An 18,453-nucleotide genomic window follows, 5' to 3' on the forward strand; every position below is an offset into this window, starting at 1 on the left:
CATCGTCCACTCCATGCTCTGGCCAATAGACGAATGGCATCGATGGTGACCGACAGCTCGGCGCGGAAATTTTCGCGGCGGCCACTTACCCTCTGCCTCTCGATGAGCGATTCCATGGAACCTATCTTTTCCAGCTCTCCGACCTCATCCTGAGGAGCAAGCCTTCGCCCGCGGGGCGAAGGCTTGCGCCTCGAAGGATGGCCGCTTGCACGACCGTCACCCGTGGCCATTCTTCGAGACGCATCGCTTGCGCGATGCTCCTCAGAATGAGGTTCGGTGGAGAAGGCTGATTCGAATTCAAGATCGTTCGATTACTTCCCCGCCTTCGCGTCGCGGGGCTTGCTGTCACGCATCAGGCGGTCGAGATGCATGCGGATGTGCGCGGCCTCGGCCGACGTGTTGGCGAGCGCGATCGCCCGGTCGAAGGCGGTGCGCGCCTCCTCGTTGCGGCCGAGCTGCATCAGGAAGGCGCCGCGCACGCCGAAGAAATGAAAGTAGTTCGACAGCCGCGGCGCCAGTGGCTCGATCAGCTCCAGCGCCGCCTCCGGCCCGCGCACCTTGGCGACTGCGACCGCGCGGTTCAGCGTCACCACCGGCGAGGGCTGGATCGCCTCCAGCGCGCCATAGAGCAGGTCGATCTGCGGCCAGTCGGTGTCCTCGGGCGTTGTGGCCTGCGAATGCAACGCGGCGATCGCGGCCTGGATCTGGTAGGGTCCACTGCGGCGGTGGCGCATCGCCTTGTCGATCAGCGCCACGCCCTCGGCGATCAGCGGCTTCTTCCACAAGGTACGGTCCTGGTCGTCGAGCAGGATCACCGCGCCGTCGGCGTCGAACCGCGCCTCGCTGCGCGAATGCTGCAGGAGGAGCAGCGCGGTCAGCCCCATGATCTCGGGCTCGCTCGGAAACAGCCGCAGCAGCAGCCGCGCCAGCCGGATCGCCTCCTCGCACAAGGGCTTGCGCTGCTCGGCGGTGTCACCGCTCGACGAATAGCCCTCGTTGAAGATCAAGTAGATCATCGCGGCTACGGCGGCGAGCCGCTCGGAACGCTCGACCGCGCCCGGCGTCTCGAACGGCACGTTGGCGCCGGCGACGCGGGCCTTGGCACGGGTGATGCGCTGCTCCATCGCGGTTTCCGTGACCAGGAAGGCGCGTGCGATCTGCTTCACCGAAAGCCCGGAGACGATGCGGAGCGCCAGCGCGATCTGCTGGGTCGCCGGCAATTCGGGATGACAGCAGATGAACAGCAGCCGAAGGATGTCGTCGCGATAGTGCGAGCCGTCGAGCCGTTCGGCGATCGCACCCTCGGCGTCATCGAGATCGGAGATCGCCTGGTCGTCCTCGGGCAAGGGCTGCTGCTTGCGGTTCCTGCGCACCTCGTCGATCGTGGCGTTGCGCCCGACCATGATCAGCCACGCCGCCGGATCGCGCGGCGGGCCGTGCTGCGGCCAGCTCTTGAGCGCGCGCAGGCAGGCGTTCTGATAGGCCTCCTCGGCGGCGTCGAGATCGCGGAAATAGCGCAGCAGCGCGCCGACCGCCTGGGGACGCGCCGAGGTCAGCGCGGCATCGATCCAGGCGGTGTCGGTCACGTCCGCGCGCTCCCCGGCGCGAACACACCGACGGGACGGATTTCATAGGCGCCGCCCGGATTGGCTGCGCCGAGATCGCGCGCAACGTCGAGCGCCTCGTCGAGGTTCTTGCAGTCGACCAGATAGAAGCCGAGCAATTGCTCCTTGGTCTCGGCATAGGGCCCGTCGAGCACGAGCGGCGGGTTCTCCTTGCGCAGGGTAGTCGCCGCGGTGGTCGGCAGCAGCCGCGCTACCGGGCCGAGCCGGCCTTCTTTGGCGAGCTTGTTCTGCACCACGGCGAGCTTCGCCATGACGGCCTGGTCCTGCTCCTTGCTCCAGGAGCCGACGAAGTCCTCGTCGTGATAGCAAAGGATGGCGTAAAGCATGGGCATCGGTTCCGGTTCGATGGAAGACGATCCACTATGCCCGGAGCCGACAGGCGACGGTAGAAAATTTGACGATGATTTCCGCGGCCGTGGCGGGAACTCACCGCAGCTCCCGTCAGTTGCGGCCGGAATTGTGTCTACCAGGAGATTCCGTAGCGGGCGGCGATCCGGCGCGCCTTGGCCTCGTCGCTCTCGTAGCGGCGGAGCCGGGCGGCCTTCGCCGATTTGGCGAGTTGGAGCTTCTCCGCCTGTAGGGGCTGCTGCCTCTCACTCGCCTGGGGCTTCTCGGCTGCCTGCGGTTTCTCGGCAGCCTTCTGAATCGGCGGCAGCGGCGCGCCGACGTCCGAGGTCGCGGAAGCATCGGCCCTGACCGGCGCATCGGCCGCGGCCAGGACCAGACCGCGGTTCTCGCCGGCCCGCGCCGAGGCCGACGCCAGCAGCACGGCGGCGATCAGGATCAGTTTACGCATGGAAGTCTCCGTGTTCGATGCAAGGACACTAGCCCTGGGCCGCGATGTGTTATGTGCTGACCATCACGCTGATCGATTGAGGAAGGTCGGGATGAAGAAGGGCACGCTCGCGCTGCTGATCCATGGCGGTACCGACAACTGGTCGCCCGAACGCTGGCAGGCACGGTTCAACGAGGTGTGCCGCGACCGTCCCGTCCTGTCGCTCGCGGAAGCCAGATCGGCCGCAGCGGAGGTCCATTATGCCGCGGTCTGGAAGCCGGCTCCCGGCAAGCTTGCAGTGTTCCCAAATCTCAGGGCGATCTTCAACCTCGGCGCCGGGGTCGACGCGGTGCTGGCAGACAAGACCCTGCCGGACGTCCCGCTTGTACGGGTCGCGGTCGGCGACCTGACTGGCCGCATGACCGAATATGTCGTGCTGCATGTGCTGATGCATCATCGTCAGGAGCCCTATTTGCGGCAGTCGCAACGAGAGAAGCGCTGGGCGCCGAAAGCGCAATGGGCGGCATCCGCGATCTCCGTCGGCGTCATGGGCTTGGGCACGCTCGGCGCGGATGCAGCGCAAGTGCTGTGCCGTCTGGGCTTCAAGGTCGCCGGCTGGAGCAGCAGCCGGAGGGACATCGCCGGCATCGACGGCTTCCATGGCCCTGATCAGTTCGACGCCTTTCTGCGCCGCACCGACATCCTGGTATGCCTGTTGCCGCTGACATCGGACACGCGGCATATCCTCAGCCGCGATGTCTTCGCGAAGCTGAACCGCTCGGGCCCGCTCGGCGCGCCGGTCGTGATCAATGCCGGCCGCGGCGGCCTGCAGAACGAGGCCGACATCCTTGCCTGCCTCGACGACGGCACGCTCGGCGCGGTCTCGCTCGACGTCTTTTCGCAGGAGCCGCTGCCGGCGGACAGCCGATTCTGGACCCATCCGAAAGTGGTGCTGACGCCGCACAACGCCGCCGACACCGATCCCGACGAGATCTCCCGCTATGTCGCGCGGCAGATCGAGCGTTTCGAGGCCGGCGGCGCGCTGGAGAATGTGGTGGATCGCGAGCGGGGCTACTGAGTCTTCCAGACCCTACGCCTTCCCGACCATCACCTCGATCGCGCCGTTCACGATCGCCTCCAGCTCCTCGCGCGGCACGCCGGCGCGGGCGCGGATGGCGATGGTGTGGATGGTGGCGGACGCCAGTTGCGCCAGCACCTCAGGATCGGCGCCCTCACGCAATTCGCCTTTCTCCTTGGCGAGCCGGAAGCAATTGGCGAAGGCGCGGTCGAGCTGGAGGAGCGCATCGACCACCATGGCGCGGATCTCGGGATCGGCGACGGCTTCCGAGCCGGCCGTCATCACGGTGAAACAGCCGCGTGGCCCGCTCTCGCCGGAGAGATAGATGTCGAGGGCGACCGCATAGATGCGCGCCAGGCGCTGCCGGATCGGCATCTCCTGCCGGAAGATGTCGAGGCTCGCCGCGCGCGCATCGTCGCGATAGCGCTGATAGCTCTTGATGTAGAGCTCGCGCTTGTCACCGAACGCGCCGTAGAGGCTCGGCCGGTTCATGCCGGTCGCGGCACTGAGATCGTCGAGCGACGTCGCCGCGAATCCCCCTTTCCGGAACAGGTCCAGCGCCTTGCCGAGCGCGACGTCCGGCTCATAGGCGCGCGGCCGGCCGCGCCGTTTGGGCGAGGGCGGTGAGGCGGCTTTCGGCGGCACAGCCGCCTTTCTATTTTTTTGTACCATATCGCACAAAATACCTTGACGCGATTTATATTATGCAGAACAGTATAAAAATCAACCCCCGCCCGCCCGACACCGAATGTCGTGGGCCAAACCGCGTAGGAGACGCTCCATGGACCTTTATTTCTCGCCGCTCGCCTGCTCGATGGCGACCCGGATTGCGCTCTATGAAGCCGGCGAAAGCGCAAACTATCTGGAGGTCGATCCCAGGACCAAGGTGGTGCAGAATGACGGCTCGGACTTCCGCCAGGTGAATCCGCTCGCCCTGGTGCCGACCTTGCGCACCGACGACGGCACCGTGCTGACCGAGAACGCCGCGATCCTGCAATATGTCGCCAACCGCTTTCCGAAGGCCGGCATCGGCACGAGCTCCGCGATCGAGCGCAGCCGGCTGCATCAATGGCTCTGCTTCATCGGCACCGAGCTGCACAAAGGCCTGTTCGTCCCGCTGCTCGACAAGAAGGCCGGGCAGGAGACCAAGGCCTACGTGCTGGAGAAGAACCTGTCGCGGCTCGACCATCTCGAAAACTACCTCAAGGGCCGCGAGTACCTGCTCGACCATTTCAGCGTGGCCGACGCCTATCTCGTCACCGTGATCAACTGGACCATGGCGACGCCACCTATCGAGCTCGCGAAATGGCCGACGGTGAAAGCCTATTACGAGCGGCTGCGCGCGCGACCAAGCATCGCCAAGGCGATCGCGGAGGAGTTCGAGCTGTACAAGGCCGAGCTTGCCCGCCACAAAGCAGCGGCGTAGGCGTTGCCCGCATGGTCGTCCCCGCCAAAAGGCGGGGACGACCAATCTTGGAATCGCGGTGTTGCGATGCTACGTCGGCGAGGTCGGCGCCCGTCCCGGGCGCTCTCGCGACTCGCCATGGCATGCATCACCCTCATCGAAGCAGGAATTGTCGGCGAGCCGAACCGCGCGCGCTACGGTTCGTTCCCGCAGATGTTCGAACGCCTGATCGGCGCCGAGGACGACTCCACCCTTTTCGACGTCATCAGTGTGATCGGCGGCGAAGCACTGCCCGATCCCGCCACGCTGGAGGCGATCCTGATCACCGGCTCGCCGGCGGGCGTCTATGACGAGCTCGACTGGATCGCGCCGCTGGAAGCGTTCGTGCGGGCGGCCCATGCCCGCAGCATTCCGATGGTTGGCGTCTGCTTCGGCCATCAATTGATGGCGCAGGCGCTCGGCGGTATGGTCCGGAAGTCCGAGAAGGGCTGGGGCATCGGGCGACACGTCTATGACGTGGCCGCCGGCAACGGCGTCATCGAAGGCGAGCGCATTGCGATTGCCGCCTCGCAGCAGGATCAGGTGATCGAGCCGCCGCCCGATTCGCGGACGATCCTGTCATCGGACTTCACGCCTCATGCCGGGCTGCTCTATGGCGACGGCACGGCGCTGTCAGTGCAGCCGCATCCGGAATTCGACGTCGGGTTTGCTCATGTCTGTTGTGACATCCGCAAGGGCCGCGCCCCCGATGCGCTGATCGCCTCGGCCAAGGCGTCGCTCGCCGAGCCGATGGACAATGCCCGGCTCGGCCGCGCGATGGCGCGCTTTCTCAAGCCACGCGCCTAGAACGGGCTGTCGCTCAAGCCCAGTACATTCGCGGGTCGCGGCCCGGGAGCGGACCAGCGAAAGCGCCGGTCCGCTTCGGTGATCGGGACGTCGTTGATGCTGGCCTCGCGGCGGCGCATCAACCCGTGCTCATCGAACTCCCACTGCTCGTTGCCGTAGGAGCGATACCAATGGCCGGCCAGGTCATGCCATTCGTACTGGAAACGCACGGCGATACGGGTGTCGTCGAACGCCCAGAGATCCTTGATCAGGCGGTAGTCCAGCTCTTTCGCCCATTTGCGCCGCAGGAACGCGATGATCGCGCCACGACCCTCGAAGAATTCCGAGCGGTTGCGCCAGCGGCTGTCCTCTGTATAGGCCAGCGCGACACGCTCCGGATCGCGCGAATTCCAGGCGTCTTCGGCCATGCGGGCCTTCTGTGCGGCGGTTTCACGGGTGAACGGCGGAAGCGGTGGACGCGACATCTGGCGATCTCCGGCGAGGAACGGGCTACGAATTTATGGCCGCATGTCCGGTATGTCGATGGACCGTCGCCTATCGGCCGATAGTCAGGGCAGATCGGCCTGCATCAGCATGCGCAGCGACTTCGGGATCGGCTGTGCCCTGCCCTCGCTGATGAAGGCGACCCGCACCTCTGCCTTGACCAGCAGGTGGCTTCCGCGGCGCACCTCCTGTCCCAAGGTGATCGAGGCGCCCTTCACGGCGACCGGCCAGGTGGCAACATCGAGCAGATCGTCCATCCGCGCGGGTTTGAGGAAATCGAGCTTCATCGAGCGCACCACGAAGACGAAGCCGGGCGCTTCCGCCTGCACGTCCGCGAACAGCGCGTGCTGCTCGGCGCCGAGCAGCCGCAGATAATTGGTGCGTCCGCGCTCCATGAAACGCAGGTAGTTGGCATGATAGACGATGCCCGAAAAATCGGTGTCCTCGTAATAGACCCGGACCTGCATGTGATGGCGGCCATCGCGGATCTCGCCGTCGAGCCCGGGGATCGTCAAATGCGTCATCGGTTGCACCTTCGAGGCCAACCGTTTTGCGCAAAACACCTGCCGACGCAAGCCGTGCTACGATGACAGCGCGCTCTCGCCGCCCAGCGTCACCTCCACGATCTCGGGCGGCACGCCGAGGCGGAACGGCATGATGCTGCAGCCGAGCCCGCCGGAGACGATCACGTCGCAATTGAGGCGCACATGCCCATAGGCGAGCCGCCGTCCCGACGGCGCCACCGGCGACCAGCCGAGCAGCCTGACCTGGCCACCATGGGTATGGCCGGAAAGCTGCAGCGCGACGCGGGCCGGTACCCGCTGCGCGATGTCGGGCTCATGCGCGAGCAGGACGACCGGCGCATCGTCGGCGACTTTCGCGAGCGTCGCGCCGAGATCGTCGACGCCGATGCGGCGAAGCTGCCGGAAATGCCGCGCCGGCACATAGGCCAACTGGTCGCCGAGGCCGGCCAGCCAGAACGGCCGACCCGACTTGACGAGCCGGACCACCTCGTTCTCGTAGACGGGAATGCTGGCCGCCTCGAGCGCGCGCCGCGCGTCGGGCTTTCCCCGCCCTTCCCGCTGAACGGTCCTGTCGTCCCAGTAATCATGATTGCCGAGGATCGCATGCACGCCGAGCGGCGCCTTCAGGCCGGCGAGCACCGCGGCCCATTCGCTGGACGGGATCTTCCGCGTCACATGATGATGGCCGATGACATAGTCGCCGAGCAGGGCGATGACGTCGGGATGCAGCGCATTGGTGCGGTCGACGATCGTTTCGACATGCTGAAGCGACATCCAGGGATCGCAAACGTGCAGGTCGGCAAGGACGGCGATCTTCAACTGAAGATCGCCCGGCCACCGTGGCGGCGCGACCTGGTAGCGCGTCACGCGAAGCTGAAAGACCGGTTCGCTGACGCCGTAGGCGGCGGTCGAGATTCCCATGGCGCCGATCCCGGCGGAAAATCGGAAGAAGCGGCGGCGTGATATCATGGCAAGTGATCCTCGTCGCCGCCAGTGATGCGATCCTATTGCAGCCAAATTCGGTCGCGGCCGTGCAGATTGTCAGCAGATCGGGGTCAGATTATTTCGACATTTCTCGTTTGATGTCCCTACGACCGTCGATGACGCGAACGACCACGATCCGATTAGCTTCCACGACATAGAAAGCAATGTAGCTCTCTATCAAGATACCTCGCAGTGAAGGCCCTAACTCGCTTCGGTCCCGGCCAAGAAAGGGAAACTCCGATAGCTCTCCAAAGCGTTGCGAAAAGCGCTCCAGCATTCGATCGGCTGCCGCGGGGCTGTGTTCGGCAAGATATGAATGAATATCGAGGATGTCAGAACGGGCACGTAATGAGACGTCGACCCTCAAATTCGGGCCTATTTTCTCGACCGCGCGCGAGCCTGATCAAGGAATTCTTCCAAATCCCAAGGCACTACGCGTCCTGCATCAACGTCCGCGAACCCCTCATCGATCGCCTGCTTGAGAGCACGAAACTTCCTGGCCTGCGACAGCAGATATTCGGCCGCCTGCTCCTGCATCTCTTCAGGCAGCAACTCCAGGGCTTCGACGGCTTTTTCAGCGGCTGAGGTCATACGGCTATTTTAGCACGATCAGATAATAAACACAGGGCCTAAAATCAGATCGCTCCTCAATCCTCCTCCCCATTCCCGAACAGGCCGAACTGCGCCGGATCGCGCGAGGGTTCGGCGAGCCCGAGATGACGGAAGGCATGCGAGGTCAATAATCGCCCGCGCGGGGTGCGCTGCAGGTAGCCGCACTGGATCAGATAGGGCTCGATGATGTCCTCGATCGCGTCGCGCGGCTCCGACAGCGCCGCGGCCAGCGTCTCCACGCCGACCGGGCCGCCGCCATAGTTCATCGCGATGGTCGTGAGATAGCGCCGGTCCATGGCGTCGAGACCGGCGGCATCGACCTCGAGCGCGCCGAGCGCATGGTCGGCGATGGCACGGTCGATCGCGGCGGCGTTGGCGGCCGAAGCGAAATCGCGCACGCGCCGGAGCAGACGGCCGGCGATGCGCGGCGTGCCGCGGGCGCGGCGCGCGATCTCGTTGGCGCCGTCCTCGGTCATGCCGATCTTCAGCACACGGGCGCCGCGGGCGACGATCTTCTCCAATTCCTCGACGGTGTAGAAATTGAGCCGCACCGGGATGCCGAAGCGGTCGCGCAGCGGATTGGTCAGGAGCCCGGCGCGCGTCGTGGCGCCGACCAGGGTGAATTTCGACAGCTCGATCTTGACCGAGCGCGCCGCCGGCCCCTCGCCGATGATGAGGTCGAGCTGGAAATCCTCCATCGCCGGATAGAGCACTTCCTCGACCGCCGGACTGAGGCGATGGATCTCGTCGATGAACAGCACGTCGCGTTCTTCGAGATTGGTGAGCAGCGCGGCGAGGTCGCCGGCCTTGGCGATCACCGGTCCGGACGTCGCGCGGAATCCGACGCCGAGCTCGCGCGCGACGATCTGCGCCAGCGTGGTCTTGCCGAGCCCCGGCGGACCGACGAACAGCACATGATCGAGCGCCTCGCCGCGCTTGCGCGCCGCCTCGATGAAGATCGCGAGATTGGCACGCGCCTGCGCCTGTCCGACGAACTCGGACAAGTGTTGCGGCCGCAGCGCGGTGTCGCCGGTGTCCTCGTCGCGGCGCTCTGACGTGACGATGCGCGACGGCGACTTCACCCGTTGCCCCGCTTGTACTTGTTCGGCAGCAGCTTGCCGATATCGGTCACCTTCGGCTCCTTGCCGCCATTGGGGACGATGACCCGCGCCTTGGCGTCATAATCATGAATCAATTCGCGGCAGATGCCGCAGGGCGAGACCACTGCGATCTTGCCAGGCTCGTCGGGTTTCGGATGGCGCACCGCGACGATGGTCTCGATGCCGTGATCGCCGGTCTCGGTGATGGCGCGGCCGATCGCGATCGCCTCGGCGCAAACCGCGTTGCGGCCGAGATAGGCGTCGATGTTGACGCCGGTGATGATGCGGCCGTCACGGGTGCGCATCGCGGCACCGACCTCCTGCCATTTGTTGCGGTAGCGCTGGTTGATGGCGTCGGTTGCGGCGGCGATCAGTTCCTTGTCTTTCTTGCTCAGCATGGTCTCGTCAGTCGGTCCTGTCGCCGGTGATCTATTTCGCCAATTCCTTCAGACCCAGCCGGATCAATTGCGCAGTCTCGGCATGCTCGCCGGCAGAGCGCGAGGCCGAGGCGATCGCGGCCGCCGCCTGCGGCTGGCCATAGCCGAGATTGACCAGCGCGGATATGGCATCCGCCACCGGGCGCGGCGCCCGCGCCTCGTCGATCGCGCCGGAAAGCCTCGCGACCGCGGGATCGACATTGGCGAAGGCCGGCGCCTTGTCCTTCAGCTCCGTGACGATGCGTTCGGCGACCTTGGGACCGACCCCGGGCGTCCGCGCCACCGCGGCCCTGTCGCGGAGCGCAATCGCATTGGCGAGGTCGGCCGGCGGCAGCGTCCCGAGCACGGCGAGCGCGACCTTGGCGCCGACGCCCTGCACGGTCTGCAGCAGGCGAAACCACTCCCGCTCGATATCGCTCTTGAAGCCGAACAGTTTGATTTGATCCTCGCGGACATAGGTCTCGATCGAGAGCGCCACCGCCTCGCCCGGCGGGGGCAGGGTCTGCAGCGTGCGCGCCGAGCAGTGTATCTGGTAACCGACACCGCCGACGTCCAGGATGACGAAATCCTCACCGTAGGAATCGATCAACCCCCTCAGCTTGCCGATCATATCCCCACCACTTTCAACCGCAGCGCGGCCCCCTGGCGATGATGGGCGTGGGTGATGGCGATGGCGAGCGCGTCGGCCGCGTCCGGCGACTGCGGCTCGGCCTTCGGCAGCAGCATCTTCAACATCACCAGAACCTGGTTCTTGTCGGCATGCCCGGCGCCGACCACGGTCTTCTTCACCTGGTTCGGCGCATATTCCGCGACCGAGATGCCGAACATTGCGGGCGCCAGCATGGCGACGCCGCGGGCCTGGCCGAGCTTCAGCGTGGCGACGCCGTCCTTGTTGACGAAGGTCTGCTCCACCGCGGCCTCGGCCGGCCTGTAATCGCCGAGCACGCCGGCCAGCCCCTCATGGATCGCCAGCAGCCGGCTCGCCAGGGGCAGGTCGTCATTCGGCTCGACCGAGCCGCAACCGAGGAAGCGCAACTGGTTACCCTCGGCCTCGATCACCCCCCAGCCGGTGCGGCGCAGGCCGGGATCGATGCCGAGGATGCGAAGCACGGGACGAATCGGCGGCGTGACCATGCCCCTCTGATAACGCGGGAGGCGATGATAGGCCACCTTGCCGACCTATCTGTGCTTTGCCTGTCGCTTGATGGCCTGCAACGTCCTGGGAAATATATCCTCGACATGGCGGTTGGCGCTGGCCAAGCCCTTCCGGTCGCCGCCGGCGCTCAGAAATTCCAGCCTCAGCTCCGCCAGTTCACGCCGGATCTGGCACTGGACGGAGAGGGACTCGGCCGTCTTGAAACGGCGGGCAATGCTGTCCGGAATCAGGAAAAACAGGGCGAATATCGACGCCTGAGCCTCGCTCGCCTTAACGCGCTCTGCCGATCCGTTGGACCCTGCCGAGGGATGGCAAACCGAGTGCAGCACCAGATGCCCGACCTCATGGGCCAACAGAAAGCGCGAGTTCGCATCGCCTTGCCGGGCGAGACGGTAGACCGGCTCGGTGGCAAAGATGCGCGGCGGCGCACTCGTCGCGTAGACTTCGGGCACATCGCTGCGGGCGAGAACTTCCAGCCGGAAATCATCGATGGCCTTGGGCATCTCTTTTTCGAGGAGCTCGACGATGTTGAAGAGCTTCTGGTCCGCGACACCAAGGGAATCCCGCAATTGCTGGGCGGCGCTCTTGATGTCCTCGGTCGTCTTGACCGCATCCCCCGCGTGCTGGACCTTCTCGGCGATCTGATCCACCGAGCATCCTTCGAGCTCCGCGACCGTCCGCAATGCGTCCGCTACTCTCCGCCCATCCTCCGCGGAGCCGGCTTCCACGGGAAGAACGAACTGAATCGGATCAGCCGCCTTCGGGATACGCTTCGAGAAAATCTCCACACCCGCGACCCGGGAAGGGCGCGAGGACCATCCGGTGGCAAGCAGATACCTGACAAGCTCCAATACGGCAACCTGCTCTGCCAGCTTGAGGCTTGCCGTCGCATCAATCATTCTTCAAACCTTTCCTTCGATTCCTGAAGCATCTGCTCGATCGCAGCAGGGGTCAGGCGATTTTCGAGGGGAACGTGAATCCGGACGGTCGAGGAATTCGGCGATCTCGGACCGGCCCCTGTCCACCAATAGGCGGAAGCTCTCAAGATAAGCTCGCCCGGTCCCAACGTAAACCATTCTTCGGGAGCCCCCTCGAAGCAGACCAGGTATAAATAGTAGGGTGTTCCAAACGGTGCGCGGCTGACGATTAGGTCATAATTTCTGACTTTCAAGTCGTAAGGAAGGCGCCTGCCTCGCAGCGAGGCCGTCGTCGTTCCTTTGAGCTGGAAATCGACGGGAAATCCCGATTCGATGAAGCTGCCGGCCACCCTGACGATCTGCTTGAGCGTCCCGTCGACGCCATAATCTCGCCGGCTGACCGCAATCGTTGCGCCTGCTACCGCCGCTACCGCCTGTACGTAAGCTGTCGCCAGTTCGTCGAGCAAATGCTCGGGTGGTAGTGGCATTCCCCCTCACGCGATACGCGACCAAGCCGAACCTACCCGCCCATCTTGGCCAGCAGCGTGTCCGACACCTCAAAATTGGCGAAGACATTCTGCACATCGTCGTGTTCGTTTAAAAGGTCCATCAGCTTGAACAGCTTCTCGCCGGTCTCGTCGTCGACGGCAACCGTGTTCTGCGGCTTCCAGGTCAGGGCCGCCTTGCGCGGCTCGCCGAATTTGCCCTCCAGCGCCTTCGCGACCTCGCGATAGCTCTCCGGCGAAGCGTAGATCTCGTGGCCGGCTGCGCTGGAGATCACGTCGTCGGCACCGGCCTCGATCGCCGCGTCGAGCATGGCGTCATCGGAAGCTGCGCTCGAATCATATTCGATGACGCCGGTCCGATCGAACAAGAAGGCGACCGAGCCGGTCTCGCCGAGGTTGCCGCCCGCCTTGGTGAAGTACGAACGGATGTCGGAGGCGGCGCGGTTGCGGTTGTCGGTCAACGCCTCGACGATGACGGCGACGCCGCCCGGACCGTAGCCTTCGTAACGGATCTCGTCGTAATTCTCCGAATCGCCGCCGATCGCCTTCTTGATGGCGCGCTCGATATTGTCCTTCGGCATGTTCTCCTGACGCGCCGCGACCACGGCCGCGCGCAACCGCGGATTCATTGCCGGGTCCGGAGTGCCGAGCTTGGCCGACACTGTGATTTCGCGGGCCAGCTTGCCGAAAAGCTTCGACTTCTGGGCATCCTGCCGGCCCTTGCGGTGCATGATGTTCTTGAACTGGGAATGGCCGGCCATGGGTCTCTCGTCAGATTGGGCACACGTCGGGAACACGAAGCGCGGCGTTATAGGCGCCGGAACGGGCAAGATCAAAGGCTTGGCAACCCCGTTCAAGGGTCATTGCCGCTCCCGCTGGAAAATAAGACAAACGTTAACCATGACTTCACGCCTGCGTGCAAGGATGCCCCTCTCAACTCACGCCTGTTTCACGGAAGTCCATGGCGTTCGGTCTGTTCAGAAAGCGCGTGCCGGAGCCGACTGTGGCCGCCCCTGCGCAGCCAGTCGCGCCGATGACCGACGCGCCTGAGGCCGAAGTCAATTCCGCGAGGGAAATCCTCGAACTGCTCGAACTGGAGCTCGGCGGCATGATCCGGCAGCTCGAGCGCGCGGCGGGCTCGGTCGCAAGCGGTGCCGAAGCGACCGCGGCGACCCTGACCATCATTCGCGAACGCACCGACACCTTGTCGGTCCGCAGCCGCGCCGCGCAGGACACCGCGGCGAGCTTTGCCGATTCCGCAGACAAGTTCACCCGATCGGCCGAGGCCATCGAAGCACAGGTCCGCAACGCCGGGCGGCTCGCGGACGAGGCCTCTGGCGCCGCTGCGGAAGCCCGCGCCAACGTCGATCGGCTGCGTGATTCCTCGGCCGCGATCGGCAATGTCGTCAACCTGATCTCCCAGATCGCGCGCCAGACCACCCTGCTCGCACTCAATTCCACCATCGAGGCGGCGCGCGCCGGCACGGCGGGGCGCGGCTTTGCCGTGGTCGCAAGCGAGGTCAAGGCGCTTGCGGTGCAGACGCAGCACGCCACTGAAGAGATTACCAAGAAGATCGAGGCGCTGCAGACGGACGCCGCCGGCTCGGCCGATGCCGTGCACCGGATCGCGGTGGCGATCGAGGCGATCCGCCCGGTGTTCGCGAACGTCAATGGCGCCGTCGCCGAGCAGAACCGGACCAGTAGCGAGATCTCGAGCAACACCGCCTCCGCCTCGCATTTCATCGTCTCCGTGGGCGACAGCGCCGCCGAGATCGACGGAGCGGCCGGGCAGGCCGCCACCTACGGCGAGAACGTCGCCCGCGCCGGAAAGGCCGTCACCGGCTTCGCACAGAAACTGCACGCACGAAGCGCCGTGCTGCTGCGCCAGGGGCAAGGCGAGGAAGGACGCCAGCCCGATCGGCTGCCTTGTCATCTCACCATCGAGATCGAGACGCCGCGCGGAGCGATCAAAGCGCCGGTCCACGAAATCTCCTCCGAGGGCCTGCTGATCACCGGGGCGGAGGCGGCACGCCTTGCACCGAACGAGCGGTTCGAGACCACCTTGCAGGATATCGGCGCCTGCCGCATCCGCATCGTCCAGCAAACCAAGACGGGCGCGCAGGCCCGGTTCGAGACGAAGAGCGGCGAGCTCGCCGAGAAGATCGAAGACAAATTGTGGGCTATCCGCGAGGAGAACATCGAGGCGGTCACCCGAGCGCTCGAGGCCGGCACGACGCTGAACCGGACCTTCGAGGAAGCGGTGGCCTCGCGTGCGATCTCGATCGATGAGCTGTTCGACACCCATTACGTCGAAATCCAGGGCACCAATCCGGCGCAATACCGCACGAAATTCCTCGACTGGGCCGATCGCGCCCTGCCCGCGTTCCAGGAAGCGTTCCTGGCCAAGGACCCGCGCATGACGTTCTGCGCGATGGTCGATCGCAACGGCTACCTGCCGGTGCACAATAAGATCTATTCGCATCCGCAACGACCCGGCGACGTCGCCTGGAACACCGCCAACAGCCGCAACCGCCGCATCTTCAACGATCCGGCCGGGCTTGCCGCCGCCACCAACCGGCGCGCCTTTCTGATCCAGAGCTATGCGCGCGACATGGGAGGCGGCAGCACCGTCATGATGCGCGAGATCGACGTGCCGGTCCGCGTCAGGGGCCGCCATTGGGGCGGGTTCCGCACGGCCTATAAGCTCTAGCACGCGATCTCTGGAAGAATCGCAAGTTCGAAAGTCCTGGAATCGATCATCCAATTTCCTATCGGGAGAGAAGCGATGTCCGTCGCGCAGCCCGTCAAGCTTGAGCCTCCTGCCGCCGTCTCGATGGACGCCACCCGCCTGATCGACCGGCTGGCCGACCGGATCGGTGGGCTCGGGGTTCAGCTCGCCGACGTCGCCGGCAACGTCCAGGAGGTTGCAAGCCGCGTCTCCACCCAGTCCGAGCGGTTCGGCCATCTGCAAGCGACCGCCAGGACCATGGTCTCGGCCAATCACGGCATTGCCGACGCCTCGCGCGCGGTGCAGTCCGCCTCCAGCGCGGCGGTCGGCGAGATCACCCAGTCGCGCGCGGCGGTGGACACCGCGGTGCAGCACATCGCCGAGCTGATCGAGGCGGTCGGGCGCATCGAAAGCCGGCTTGGTGCCGTCGGCTCGGCGCTGGCCCAGGTCGCCAAGGTCTCCGGCGCGATCGAGGCAATCGCCAAGCAGACCAACCTGCTCGCGCTGAACGCGACCATCGAGGCCGCGCGCGCCGGCGAGGCGGGGCGCGGCTTTGCCGTGGTCGCGAGCGAGGTGAAGAATCTCGCCGAGGCGACACGGCAGGCGACGCTCCAGATCGGCGACACCGTGCGCGACCTCGATGGCCAGGTCGGCAGCCTGATCGGCGAGAGCGGAGAAACGTCGGTGCGCGCCAAGAACGCCGGCGAAGGCGCAGCCCGGATCCAGAGCATCATCGCCCGCGTGCAGGACGGCTTCACCCGTGTCGGCCAGGAGATCGACGGCGTCGCGCGCGCCGCCACCTCCAACCTCGGCCATTGCGACCAGGTGATCGAGGAGCTCGCAGCGCTGGCCAAGGGCGTCGACCTGTCCTCGACCGACCTGAAGCACGCCGACGAGCGGGTCGCGAGCCTGCTCGACGTCTCCGAGGAGCTGATCGCGCTGATCGCCGACAGCGGCCTCGAGACAGCCGACGCGCCCCTGATCCGCGCGGTCGTCGAGACGGCCAAACGCATCTCGTCGGTCTTCGACGCCGCGGTCGACCGCGGCGATATCCGGTTCGACCAGTTGATGGACGAGAACTATCGGGAAATTCCCGGCACCAACCCGAAGCAATATCTCACCGACTATGTCGAGCTCACCGACCGCCTGCTGCCCCCGATCCAGGACCCGATCCAGAAGTCCGACTCCCGCATCGTGTTCTGCGTCGCCTGGGCGCGCGGCGGCTATCTGCCGACCCACAATCCCAACTACCGCCTGCCACAGGGGCCGGACCCGGTCTGGAATAACGCCAACTGCCGCAACCGCCGCCTGTTCAACGACCGCGCGGTGAAGAAGCTCGCCGCCAGCACGCGGCCGTTCCTGCTGCAGACCTACCGGCGCGACATGGGCGGCGGCAATTTCGTGCTGATGAGGGACCTGTCCTCGCCGATCTTCGTCAAGGGCCGCCACTGGGGCGCCTTCCGCATGGGTGTTCGGCAGTCCTGAGCACGCGACGGGCGCGTCCTGGTGTCGTCGTTCGTTCATTTCAACTTACTATGATCCCTCCTGTCAGGCTCTTTGCGCAGCGAGGGGGAGAGATGAGCGAACATCCGGAGCTGGATGAACTGCAGGCCGGTTACAAGGCTGCCGTGGAGGCCTGGATCGCCGCGATCCGGAAAGAGGAAGCGCTCGCATCCGTCACTCACGACGTCGCCGAAGTCGACAAATGGGAAGCGGCGCATTTCGAGGAGGACGAGATGCGCGCCGCCGTGAAGGAAGCGAAGGCCAGATACGAGGACGCGCTGCGCGCCAAATTCTTCGGCTTCTGACGCGTTCTTCTAGCCAATCCAGAACTCCGGTAGCGCCGGCGCCAGCCTGCCGCCGATCCGCACCGGCGCGATCTTTTGCGCGAGGCCCGTCGCGTCGTCGGTTTCGACCGCGACGCCGGAGAGCGTCGCGGTGCCGCCCGCCGGCTCGAACCGGCCGGAAGGAATCCCGGTGGTGAAGCGGCGCAACGGCTCTTCCTTCTGCATGCCGATGATCGAGTCGTAGTCGCCGGTCATGCCGGCGTCAGTCATGTAGGCGGTGCCGCCGTGCAGCACCTGGTGGTCGGCGGTCGGCACATGGGTGTGGGTGCCGACGACGAGGCTCGCGCGGCCGTCGCAGAAGAAGCCGATCGCCTGCTTCTCGCTCGAGGCCTCGCAATGGAAATCGACCACGATCGCGTCCACCGCCTGGCGCAGCGGGCAGGCGTCGAGCTCGCGCGCGATCGCGGCGAACGGATCGTCGAACGGCGTCATGAACACGCGCCCCATCGCGTTGAGAATCAGCGCGCGCTTGCCGTTCTTGGTCTCGACCAGCGTGGAGCCACGGCCGGGCGTGCCGCGTGGAAAATTCGCCGGCCGCACCAGTTTTGGCGCACGCTCGATGAAGACCAGGGCTTCGCGCTGGTCCCAGGCATGATTACCGAGCGTGATGGCGTCGGCGCCGGCATCGAGCAGCTCCTGGTAGATCGCCTCGGTGATGCCGAATCCGCCGGCGGCGTTCTCGCCGTTGACCACGACGAGATCGAGCGACCAGTCGCGGACAAAGCCGGGAAGATACTCCGAGACGGCGGCTCGTCCCGCCCTGCCGACGACGTCGCCGACGAAGAGAATGCGCAAGTTCAGGAACTCCGGAAGTCGAAAACGCGTCTCTCCGTTAGCACATAATCGAGCGCAACGTCGTGGGACAGTGCGGGAATCGCCTTGATTTCTTGCACTGCAAAAGCAAGCCCGACGCCGGCGACGGGCTTGTGCTTTCGCAGATGCGCAAAGGTGAAATCGTAATGCCCGGCGCCGTAGCCGATGCGGTGGCCGAGGCGATCGAAGGCGGCGACCGGCACCAGGAGGATGTCGGGAACGACCTCGGCGGAGGCGGGCGACGGCTCGGGAATGCCGAGTGCGCCGAGCATGAGCCTGTCACCCGGCGAGAAGGCGCGAAACACCAGCGACTGCCCGCGCGCGGTCACCGCCGGCAGCGCGAGCCGCGCGCCTTCGGCCGCAAGCCTCTGCATCAACGGCGCCGGATCGACCTCGCTCCGGATCGCCGAATAGCCGGCGATCACGGCGCCGGACTCGACCGCAAATGGCAGGCCGCGCGCTGCGATCGCCTGCGAGGCCGCCATGCGCTCCGCCTCGCTCAGGCCGTCGCGCGCAGTGAGCGCAGCGCTGCGAAGCTGCTGTTTCGAACGGTTGGGTGCCAAGGCCCGCATGTCGCATTCCGTCATGGTAATCCCGCACGCGGGATGCTCCCGTGT

General features: G+C 65.5%; 23 protein-coding genes and 1 pseudogene. 6 read left to right on the top strand and 18 right to left on the bottom strand.

The window, feature by feature from the left end; translation table 11 throughout:
- Positions 1–311 precede the first annotated feature (311 nt).
- From JOY90_RS02620 to JOY90_RS02630, 3 genes are all read right to left on the bottom strand, one after another.
- A complete protein-coding gene (locus JOY90_RS02620; protein ID WP_291689612.1) occupies positions 312–1,586 on the bottom strand; it encodes an RNA polymerase sigma factor in 1,275 nt (424 codons plus the stop codon).
- Positions 1,583–1,951 carry a YciI family protein gene (locus JOY90_RS02625; protein WP_291689613.1) on the bottom strand — a complete coding sequence of 123 codons (369 nt, stop codon included), beginning with the start codon at positions 1,949–1,951 and terminating at the stop codon, positions 1,583–1,585. Before JOY90_RS02625 ends, JOY90_RS02620 begins: the two co-directional genes overlap by 4 nt.
- 137 nt (positions 1,952–2,088) lie before the next feature.
- Positions 2,089–2,421: a hypothetical protein gene (locus tag JOY90_RS02630; protein ID WP_291689614.1), complete on the bottom strand. Its 333-nt coding sequence runs from the start codon at positions 2,419–2,421 to the stop codon at positions 2,089–2,091.
- 91 nt (positions 2,422–2,512) lie between these two features.
- Here JOY90_RS02630 and JOY90_RS02635 point away from each other — a divergent pair, with 91 nt between their 5' ends.
- Positions 2,513–3,478 carry a glyoxylate/hydroxypyruvate reductase A gene (locus JOY90_RS02635; protein WP_291689615.1) on the top strand — a complete coding sequence of 322 codons (966 nt, stop codon included), beginning with the start codon at positions 2,513–2,515 and terminating at the stop codon, positions 3,476–3,478.
- A 12-nt stretch (positions 3,479–3,490) separates the two neighbouring features.
- Here the strand turns inward: JOY90_RS02635 and JOY90_RS02640 are convergent, their stop codons facing one another.
- Entirely contained in the window at positions 3,491–4,150 is a 660-nt protein-coding gene (locus JOY90_RS02640) for a TetR/AcrR family transcriptional regulator (RefSeq protein ID WP_291689616.1), read from the bottom strand.
- Positions 4,151–4,259: 109 nt separating this feature from the next.
- Here JOY90_RS02640 and JOY90_RS02645 point away from each other — a divergent pair, with 109 nt between their 5' ends.
- Both JOY90_RS02645 and JOY90_RS02650 read left to right on the top strand, forming a co-directional pair.
- Entirely contained in the window at positions 4,260–4,904 is a 645-nt protein-coding gene (locus tag JOY90_RS02645) for a glutathione binding-like protein (RefSeq protein WP_291689617.1), read from the top strand.
- Positions 4,905–5,021: 117 nt separating this feature from the next.
- A complete protein-coding gene (locus JOY90_RS02650) occupies positions 5,022–5,729 on the top strand; it encodes a type 1 glutamine amidotransferase (protein WP_291689618.1) in 708 nt (235 codons plus the stop codon).
- On the opposite strand, the gene JOY90_RS02655 is transcribed toward JOY90_RS02650, so the two are convergent.
- From JOY90_RS02655 to JOY90_RS02710, 12 genes are all read right to left on the bottom strand, one after another.
- The gene (locus tag JOY90_RS02655; RefSeq protein ID WP_291689619.1) at positions 5,726–6,193 is read right to left on the bottom strand and encodes a nuclear transport factor 2 family protein; all 468 of its coding nucleotides are present in this window, start codon (positions 6,191–6,193) and stop codon (positions 5,726–5,728) included. The genes JOY90_RS02650 and JOY90_RS02655 overlap by 4 nt on opposite strands.
- An 84-nt stretch (positions 6,194–6,277) precedes the next feature.
- On the bottom strand, positions 6,278–6,736 hold the full coding sequence (gene ybgC, locus JOY90_RS02660; RefSeq protein WP_291689620.1) for a tol-pal system-associated acyl-CoA thioesterase: 459 nt from the start codon (positions 6,734–6,736) through the stop codon (positions 6,278–6,280).
- A 57-nt stretch (positions 6,737–6,793) separates the two neighbouring features.
- Positions 6,794–7,705, bottom strand: coding sequence for a metallophosphoesterase (locus tag JOY90_RS02665; RefSeq protein ID WP_291689621.1), 912 nt, complete (start codon positions 7,703–7,705; stop codon positions 6,794–6,796).
- A 91-nt stretch (positions 7,706–7,796) separates the two neighbouring features.
- Positions 7,797–8,087, bottom strand: coding sequence for a type II toxin-antitoxin system RelE/ParE family toxin (locus JOY90_RS02670; RefSeq protein ID WP_291689622.1), 291 nt, complete (start codon positions 8,085–8,087; stop codon positions 7,797–7,799).
- 8 nt (positions 8,088–8,095) lie between these two features.
- Complete coding sequence (locus JOY90_RS02675) at positions 8,096–8,311, bottom strand: hypothetical protein (RefSeq protein WP_291689623.1); 216 nt, start codon at positions 8,309–8,311, stop codon at positions 8,096–8,098.
- Between the two features lie 56 nt (positions 8,312–8,367).
- A complete protein-coding gene (gene ruvB, locus JOY90_RS02680) occupies positions 8,368–9,414 on the bottom strand; it encodes a Holliday junction branch migration DNA helicase RuvB (RefSeq protein WP_291689624.1) in 1,047 nt (348 codons plus the stop codon).
- Positions 9,411–9,830: a cytidine deaminase gene (locus JOY90_RS02685; RefSeq protein ID WP_291689625.1), complete on the bottom strand. Its 420-nt coding sequence runs from the start codon at positions 9,828–9,830 to the stop codon at positions 9,411–9,413. Before JOY90_RS02685 ends, ruvB begins: the two co-directional genes overlap by 4 nt.
- A gap of 31 nt (positions 9,831–9,861) precedes the next feature.
- Positions 9,862–10,479, bottom strand: a complete 618-nt coding sequence (gene ruvA, locus JOY90_RS02690; protein ID WP_291689626.1) for a Holliday junction branch migration protein RuvA — start codon at positions 10,477–10,479, stop codon at positions 9,862–9,864.
- Entirely contained in the window at positions 10,476–11,003 is a 528-nt protein-coding gene (gene ruvC / locus JOY90_RS02695) for a crossover junction endodeoxyribonuclease RuvC (RefSeq protein WP_291689633.1), read from the bottom strand. The genes ruvA and ruvC overlap by 4 nt, the downstream gene beginning before the upstream one ends.
- 45 nt (positions 11,004–11,048) lie before the next feature.
- Positions 11,049–11,924, bottom strand: coding sequence for an ImmA/IrrE family metallo-endopeptidase (locus tag JOY90_RS02700; RefSeq protein ID WP_291689627.1), 876 nt, complete (start codon positions 11,922–11,924; stop codon positions 11,049–11,051).
- Complete coding sequence (locus JOY90_RS02705; RefSeq protein ID WP_291689628.1) at positions 11,921–12,409, bottom strand: DUF4365 domain-containing protein; 489 nt, start codon at positions 12,407–12,409, stop codon at positions 11,921–11,923. Before JOY90_RS02705 ends, JOY90_RS02700 begins: the two co-directional genes overlap by 4 nt.
- Positions 12,410–12,462: 53 nt before the next feature.
- Positions 12,463–13,209 carry a YebC/PmpR family DNA-binding transcriptional regulator gene (locus tag JOY90_RS02710; RefSeq protein WP_291689634.1) on the bottom strand — a complete coding sequence of 249 codons (747 nt, stop codon included), beginning with the start codon at positions 13,207–13,209 and terminating at the stop codon, positions 12,463–12,465.
- Positions 13,210–13,409: 200 nt separating this feature from the next.
- Here JOY90_RS02710 and JOY90_RS02715 point away from each other — a divergent pair, with 200 nt between their 5' ends.
- The 3 genes from JOY90_RS02715 (at position 13,410) to JOY90_RS02725 (ending at position 16,984) form a co-directional block, all read left to right on the top strand.
- Positions 13,410–15,158, top strand: a complete 1,749-nt coding sequence (locus tag JOY90_RS02715) for a methyl-accepting chemotaxis protein (RefSeq protein ID WP_291689629.1) — start codon at positions 13,410–13,412, stop codon at positions 15,156–15,158.
- Positions 15,159–15,233: 75 nt separating this feature from the next.
- The gene (locus tag JOY90_RS02720) at positions 15,234–16,661 is read left to right on the top strand and encodes a methyl-accepting chemotaxis protein (protein ID WP_291689630.1); all 1,428 of its coding nucleotides are present in this window, start codon (positions 15,234–15,236) and stop codon (positions 16,659–16,661) included.
- Between the two features lie 92 nt (positions 16,662–16,753).
- The gene (locus JOY90_RS02725) at positions 16,754–16,984 is read left to right on the top strand and encodes a hypothetical protein (protein WP_291689631.1); all 231 of its coding nucleotides are present in this window, start codon (positions 16,754–16,756) and stop codon (positions 16,982–16,984) included.
- Between the two features lie 9 nt (positions 16,985–16,993).
- On the opposite strand, the gene JOY90_RS02730 is transcribed toward JOY90_RS02725, so the two are convergent.
- Positions 16,994–17,818 (bottom strand): TIGR00282 family metallophosphoesterase, encoded by an 825-nt coding sequence (locus JOY90_RS02730; protein ID WP_291689632.1) that lies wholly within the window; start codon positions 17,816–17,818, stop codon positions 16,994–16,996.
- Positions 17,802–18,408: pseudogene (locus tag JOY90_RS02735) on the bottom strand (5-formyltetrahydrofolate cyclo-ligase); the annotation flags it as partial. The gene JOY90_RS02730 and the pseudogene JOY90_RS02735, both read right to left, overlap by 17 nt.
- Between the last annotated feature and the right edge of the window lie 45 nt (positions 18,409–18,453).

The sequence above is a fragment of the Bradyrhizobium sp. genome (assembly GCF_019242285.1).
GTDB lineage: Bacteria > Pseudomonadota > Alphaproteobacteria > Rhizobiales > Xanthobacteraceae > Bradyrhizobium.

Excerpts from the sequence above, each read along its gene's own strand:
- ruvA (WP_291689626.1), bottom strand. The coding sequence starts at position 10,479 with ATGATCGGCAAGCTGAGGGGGTTGATCGATTCCTACGGTGAGGATTTC.
- JOY90_RS02640 (WP_291689616.1), bottom strand. The coding sequence starts at position 4,150 with ATGGTACAAAAAAATAGAAAGGCGGCTGTGCCGCCGAAAGCCGCCTCA.
- ybgC (WP_291689620.1), bottom strand. The coding sequence starts at position 6,736 with ATGACGCATTTGACGATCCCCGGGCTCGACGGCGAGATCCGCGATGGC.
- JOY90_RS02650 (WP_291689618.1), top strand. The coding sequence starts at position 5,022 with ATGGCATGCATCACCCTCATCGAAGCAGGAATTGTCGGCGAGCCGAAC.
- JOY90_RS02665 (WP_291689621.1), bottom strand. The coding sequence starts at position 7,705 with ATGATATCACGCCGCCGCTTCTTCCGATTTTCCGCCGGGATCGGCGCC.
- JOY90_RS02710 (WP_291689634.1), bottom strand. The coding sequence starts at position 13,209 with ATGGCCGGCCATTCCCAGTTCAAGAACATCATGCACCGCAAGGGCCGG.
- JOY90_RS02700 (WP_291689627.1), bottom strand. The coding sequence starts at position 11,924 with ATGATTGATGCGACGGCAAGCCTCAAGCTGGCAGAGCAGGTTGCCGTA.
- JOY90_RS02725 (WP_291689631.1), top strand. The coding sequence starts at position 16,754 with ATGAGCGAACATCCGGAGCTGGATGAACTGCAGGCCGGTTACAAGGCT.
- JOY90_RS02635 (WP_291689615.1), top strand. The coding sequence starts at position 2,513 with ATGAAGAAGGGCACGCTCGCGCTGCTGATCCATGGCGGTACCGACAAC.
- JOY90_RS02675 (WP_291689623.1), bottom strand. The coding sequence starts at position 8,311 with ATGACCTCAGCCGCTGAAAAAGCCGTCGAAGCCCTGGAGTTGCTGCCT.
- JOY90_RS02685 (WP_291689625.1), bottom strand. The coding sequence starts at position 9,830 with ATGCTGAGCAAGAAAGACAAGGAACTGATCGCCGCCGCAACCGACGCC.
- JOY90_RS02625 (WP_291689613.1), bottom strand. The coding sequence starts at position 1,951 with ATGCTTTACGCCATCCTTTGCTATCACGACGAGGACTTCGTCGGCTCC.
- JOY90_RS02655 (WP_291689619.1), bottom strand. The coding sequence starts at position 6,193 with ATGTCGCGTCCACCGCTTCCGCCGTTCACCCGTGAAACCGCCGCACAG.
- JOY90_RS02720 (WP_291689630.1), top strand. The coding sequence starts at position 15,234 with ATGTCCGTCGCGCAGCCCGTCAAGCTTGAGCCTCCTGCCGCCGTCTCG.
- JOY90_RS02630 (WP_291689614.1), bottom strand. The coding sequence starts at position 2,421 with ATGCGTAAACTGATCCTGATCGCCGCCGTGCTGCTGGCGTCGGCCTCG.
- ruvC (WP_291689633.1), bottom strand. The coding sequence starts at position 11,003 with ATGGTCACGCCGCCGATTCGTCCCGTGCTTCGCATCCTCGGCATCGAT.
- JOY90_RS02715 (WP_291689629.1), top strand. The coding sequence starts at position 13,410 with ATGGCGTTCGGTCTGTTCAGAAAGCGCGTGCCGGAGCCGACTGTGGCC.
- JOY90_RS02645 (WP_291689617.1), top strand. The coding sequence starts at position 4,260 with ATGGACCTTTATTTCTCGCCGCTCGCCTGCTCGATGGCGACCCGGATT.